1 protein-coding gene is annotated in these 6,331 nt (G+C 38.3%); it reads right to left on the bottom strand.

The window, feature by feature from the left end; all coding sequences use genetic code 11:
- The coding region (locus AC3ATN_RS06805) for a cadherin repeat domain-containing protein (protein WP_487532517.1) at positions 1-6,331 on the bottom strand (6,331 nt) is incomplete at both ends.

Genomic DNA, 6,331 nt, shown 5'->3' with positions numbered 1-6,331 from the left:
ATACAGTAAGGGTGAAGTCAGCATTAATAGATGCATTTTGAATATCACCAACGTTTACTCTAAATAAATAGGACGTAGTTTTCTCTCCATCAGAAGCAGTAAGCTCTAGTTCATGGAAAGTTTTCTCTTCATAATCAAGTTTACCAATTACAAATAAATCATATCCAGCGTCAACTCTTCCTGCTGCGGAAGCGGTAGGTCTTAATTCGAAAAGAGCATCTGGATTTCCTGCCGAAATAAGCAGAGAGATATTTTCTCCTTCTGGGTCAGATACAATTATATGAGAAGCAAATTTTGCAATTGCCGCACTTGCCTCCTCAGCATCATTTTCAAGAACTGTAACGTTTTGTGGTTCGAATACAGGAGACAAGTTTACAGCAGGAGGAACAACCGTAACTGTAAAGCTCAGTTCTGCGTCACAAGTGCCAGAAACATTACTTGAAACCACAGTAACATTTGTAGACCCGTCTGATGTTGAGGTATATTCTAAAATCAATTTATCTCCATCAATTTCAGATTCAACCAACCCAGAGTTTCCACTCACAGTGTAAAAGTCAAAAGAAGAAGTGTTGACGTCTAAAAATAATTGACTCAAAGGAATCACATCTAAAGGATGTCCTTGAACAACCTCTATAGGCGGTATTTGAGAAATGATTTCAGGACAAACCACTACTGGAGCAATATTTACTGGAGGTGTTCTGGTGATACTCAAAGTTTGGCCAGGATCACAAAAAGGATCTCCATCTCTTGCGAAAAATTCAAATTGAACATTTCCATACTTCTCCGGTAAGAAGAAAATAGTTAATGTATTACTAACTAAATCAACTGAAGCAATCGAAGGGTCATGGCTAAAGGCATCATACATAATAGTATCTCCGTCTAGATCCGTGTATACCCCAGAAAGAGGTACACTTATAAATGCCACGCTACTAGGTATTACTCCGTCTACCACCCCTTGAGAGGATAATGATGTATATAATGCATTCATTCCCGCTTCGTTTAACTCAGGGCATCGGTTGAATGTAAATTCAGCTGAAGGCTCACCTAATCTGACAACAAACTCTTCTATTGTAAGACATCCAAATGAATCTATTGCATCAACAAAGAAAGTAACATCCCCTGGTATAAATTCCTTCAAATACAGCGTCAATATTCCATCGTCGTTTAAACTATAGTCTAGTTGAGGATTATTATCCATATATACATTCCAGTCTAAAGTCCCAGGACCTCCATCATCTGTTATCCATTCTTCTAAAATGACAATTGCTGATTCTTCATTAATAGGAAACTGAAATGGTTCATTTAAATATTCACTGTAAACAAAAGGACATTCATTTTCAGTTACACCTGAAGGTAAAATTCGAACCATTATATCGGCAAAAGTCTCACAATATTCCTCTGAATCTCCAGCTTTAATGAAGATAAATACATCTCCTAACGAATCAGGGCCTATAACTGGTGTTATAGTAAGCACATTATCCGATTCATTTAACTCTAATTGAACTTTTTCAGGTCTGTCAGATCCAAATTCGTAGAAGAAACTTCCTGTTGAGCTAGTATCTCCAGTAACAGCGAAGAAGTCTCCAAGGTTTAATTCTAAAGGTTGATCTTGAGAAATTGTAAACTCTGCGAATTCCATTATAGATTCAGGACAGTCAATATCCGCAATTCCTAAATTGTCAACTACTTCTATTAAAATTGAAGCGTTGTAATTACATCCCGTTTCTAAATCGAAAACTTCAAATGGGATTTCACCCACTCCTGCTTCAAATTTAGGCGCAAAGACTATTAATTCTGATTTACCTGACACAAAACCATCAACAAGGGGAATATTCATGTTAGGTTCAGAATTTAAACCTCCTCCTGACGAAACTGGTGGCTCAGGGAACATTAAATCATATCTAACATAGAAATCAACCTCTGCATTAGGATTAATTAAGTAATCTCTTAGTTCAATTTTAATATCGTCCTGAACTCCAAGTTCAAGTGTAACTCCAGCAAAATCTCCACCAAGAGTGAAATAGTCAAAATTATCACCACAATTTTCTTGTAATTGTTCCTCAATAAAGGCAAGTTCATCGTCAACATTAATCATTATATCAATTAGATTGATACTACAAGAGGCCGTTGAAGAAGCTCCAGACTCATACTGAATTTGGAATAAGGCTTGTCCTGATCGGTTGTCGGTGTTAATTCTTAAGAACGAATTCTCTAAATTAACCTCAACAAATTTTTCAGTAAACTCCCCATCTCCATCTTGATCTGATCCCCATTCAGGTGGAGTAATGAGAGTATAATTTATTCCCGTAGGAGGTACGTAGAAGAAATTATTTAAATCTAACAAGAATTCCCTTGGGTCATTATTAGTTGCATATAAAGGCATAATATCTTCAATGTACTGCGGACAACTAAAGTCTGGAGGTGGACCTTGTCCTTCTGGAGGATTCGGATCAACTAAAAATGGTAATGTAACTTCTGTGGTACAATCTGCTATTTCGTCAATAACAGTTATTGTTAACGATCCTTCTCCAGATTGATCACCAACGAAAAATTCTATATTTCCATCACCAAGATTTTCAGCATTGATTAGATCATTTGAGAATTCTACATAATATGTTAAGAGATTTCCTTGTGTGCTGAAAAAGACGTCCGTTAAATCTTCCGTGAAAGTTTCTCCCGGAGAAAACCATATGGTTTGATTAACCTCTTCAGGAGCAGCATTAGTTACTATACAATCTGCAGAAGTGTCAAATGCTCCAATATCAAATATAATTACTCCCAAACACTCTCCGGAGGCATTTTTAATATACAGGTCAATAATTATTAAATAATCGCCTTGAGGCACTTCAATATTAAAGGAGCCATTGGTATCGATTTCCCAAGGTCCTGGAGCAGGTCCAACTTCACCTTGAATATATGCCTCAATTTGAACATCACTTAGATCAACCCCTAGTTGAGAAAAAGCAGAGGAAAGAGGGACTGAGACAGGGCTTACTCCTGGTTCAAAATAAATTGTGTTTTCTCCAACTCCAAAATCTACTGTTATATCACAACCGCTTGAATCTGGTCCCTGGTCACCCCCACCAATACCACCAGCATCTGAATTTAATGATGCTGCCTCTGGGTCAACAATAACAGGTACCTCTAATAAATTAATACAATTTCCGTTTAGATCGCTATTTTGAAAAATCAACATATCAAAACCTTCGTTTCCTGAAAAATCAAAAGATAACGTAGCGCCATTTAAAAATGCCTGGCCGACTGTTAAAAATGGATCTACTATATCAAGCTTAAAGGATTGAGAATATGCTTCAAAACCTCCAAAAGCTTCAAAAAATGGATTTAAGTCTATTTCTGCAGTTTGAGTTCCTGGAATTACAAATATAGGATCAAAGGATTGTGTGATTTCACACTCTATCTCTGCTGGATCAATAACTCCAAGAATGAAATACATAACTGCAGCACAATTCTCTGGAGCAACATCTCCAGCTCTTCTTATTTCAAACACAATAGCTACCCCTCCTGATTTTCCGGTTAATCCAAGAATAACAGAGTTGTTTTGTGGGAAAAAATTATTTATCGTAGCAATTGAGCTGTCGTCTGTATAAACCGCAGCTATACTAACTCCAGGCTCATTCAAAAGTGGATGGTCTATTTGAGTTGTTACGGTGTTTTCTGAAGTTGTTGAAATTACGTCGTCCAAAGGGATAACGTCGGTGTCAGCGCTACAAAATCCTTCATCACCTGGAAAAGGTGCTTCTCCAAGACTTCCACTGGTAGTATTATTTCCTGTATTTCCGTTATCTATTGGATCAACTGAAACATTTCCGCCAGGAATTCCAACATCTCCTCCACCAAAATCACCGTTGGCAACTATAACATCAAAGTGGATTGTATCATAACAGTTTGTTGTATTGGGTTCATAGAACATAAAATCAACATGAGCCCATAGCTCTTGTCCAGGTAAATCAAGTGTCCAAACTCCAGCTTCGTTTATAGATCCAGAACCTGAAAGTGTTACTCCATCGGTAAATATCTCAATCTGAGTAGCATATCCATCTGGGAGGTTTAATGCAGCAATTTCATTTGAAAGATCTCTTGACAAAGAAGTAGCTGATGGTTCAACAATCATTTCTGAAAGAAATTCATTCCATTCACAAGTATCCATTAAACTAGCTCCCGTATTTTCTCCTTCGCCAGTTGAAGGGTCAACTGGATCTACTATAGGAACGTCGGTGCCTCCTGGTCCGCCACCACCACCTTGTTCTTGATTTACATCAACAAAGAATGCTATAACAGCGGGACAATCAAGCGAGGTATCATCGTTTCTTATTTCAAGAACCACAACAGTTGATCCTACAGCGCCACTAAAACCTAGTGTCACTGTCTTGTTTTCATTACTAAATGAAGAAATTTGAGCAACACAATGGTCTTCACTAAAAACAGCTTTTATATAATTCGCACCACCAATTATTGGATCACTTATAGTTATTGTTCTTGAGTCGTTTGTCTCAATGTCGTTAAATGAATAATTCTCAGAAAATATTATTGGCGTATCAGCACCACACCATCCTTCATCTCCAGGATAAGGAGCATTTCCTCGGCATCCGTCGTCAGGTCCACCACCGTCAGGTCCACCACCGTCAGATCCACCACCGTCAGGTCCAACACCGTCAGATCCACCACCGTCAGGTCCAACACCATTTGATAATTGATCATAAAACGCTTGATCAAAAATACTTTCAATTCCAATAATGTACTTTTCTCCACAACCCCCATCACTGGTTGTAACCATAACCTCAATTTCTGATGACAGTCCTTCCTCTCCATCTTTTGGTAAATCAAAATAAATGACCTTATATCCATCTTCTTCACCCAGACTAACTCCAACAATTGAAGAATCTCCAACTGCTGTTAATTCAAAACTTAAAGGGCCTGTTTGACTAGAGTCAAACAAAAACTCTATTGGAAACCATAACTGAGTTTCAAAAGGAGCTATTGGAATTTGAATTTGGTTTTGTATTAAAGGAGGGCATCCCTCCGCTGCTTGATCAGCAATACGAACTTCAAAACCTGCATAATTTTCACACTGTCCATCACTAACCATGATTTCTACAAATCCATTTCCTATAGAACCACTGAATTGAAGACTTAACAAACTACCGTCAAGGGAAGGAACTGCTAGGTTCTCAGGGTTTCCATAAAAGGCTACTTGGTATGTTAATTCATCTTCGTCTTGATCAGTAAAGAATTCGTTTAAATCGATATTTAACGAACCAGCATCACTGGATCCTATGTACGGAGGGAATCCGTTTTCTGAAATTAACTCTGGACATTTATTGTCTCCTCCTGTGTCAGGACCTCCTGTGTCAGGACCTCCTGTGTCTGGACCTCCTGTGTCAGGACCTCCAGTGTCTGGACCTCCAGTGTCTGGACCTCCACCATCTGGGTTTTGCGATTCGAACAAATTTACTGTCTCAGCAGAACTTGATGCATCAAAACCAATTACCCCAACACACTGCAAAGATGGATCTGATGAATTAAATCCAATATCAGCAACTAAAAAATAGTCATTTTCTGGAACTGTAAATTTGAATACTTGAGTTTCACAATCATAGCTATAGCTAATTGATTGTCCTGCATATTCGTCAACAAGTTCAAAATCAATATTATATTCACATGTATTCCCAAGACCCAAGGCTCCAATCGCATCAGATATGGAAACGGAAACCTCGCCAGATCCTAGGGGATAAATTATTGCATTTGGACCGACAGAAAATTCGAAAAGAGGACAATCATCTTCGTTGTCTTGACTATCACCTGGATCTTCACCATCAGACCCTGCATCGCCCTCCTGAAGATCAAAACCTGTGTTAGCTACAATAAATAGAATTTCTCCCACACATTCTCCACTTTCATCAAAATACTCAATACCGTAAGCCGCTGCGTAATTTCCAGAAACAGGAACACCAAGAGTAAAGGATGTGGCTGTAAGATCATAAGAACCAATATCTCCAATGGATCCCTCTAATAAAACTACGGGAGAAGAAGCAGATGTGTCAATCCCTAACTCAGAAAGAGCGGGAGATAAATCAACTAAAATTGGACTAATACCAGAATCAAAACGAATTACTCCATCTCCTGGCACTAATTGTATTTGAGTACAATCATCGTCGTTGTCTGGCTCTACTGGACCTCCTGAGCCTAAAACATTAACAATTACTGTAAAATCTAATTGACAACCCTCAACAGCAGTAATAACAGAATAATCGATAAAGCCAGTACCAAGATTTCCATTTAATTGAACATCAAAGTAAGGTCCGAGTGGACT

The sequence above is a fragment of the Candidatus Marivariicella sp. genome, from assembly GCF_983056325.1.
Note: the sequence above shows the minus strand (reverse complement) of the source record. Positions and strands in the feature narration are given on the sequence as shown.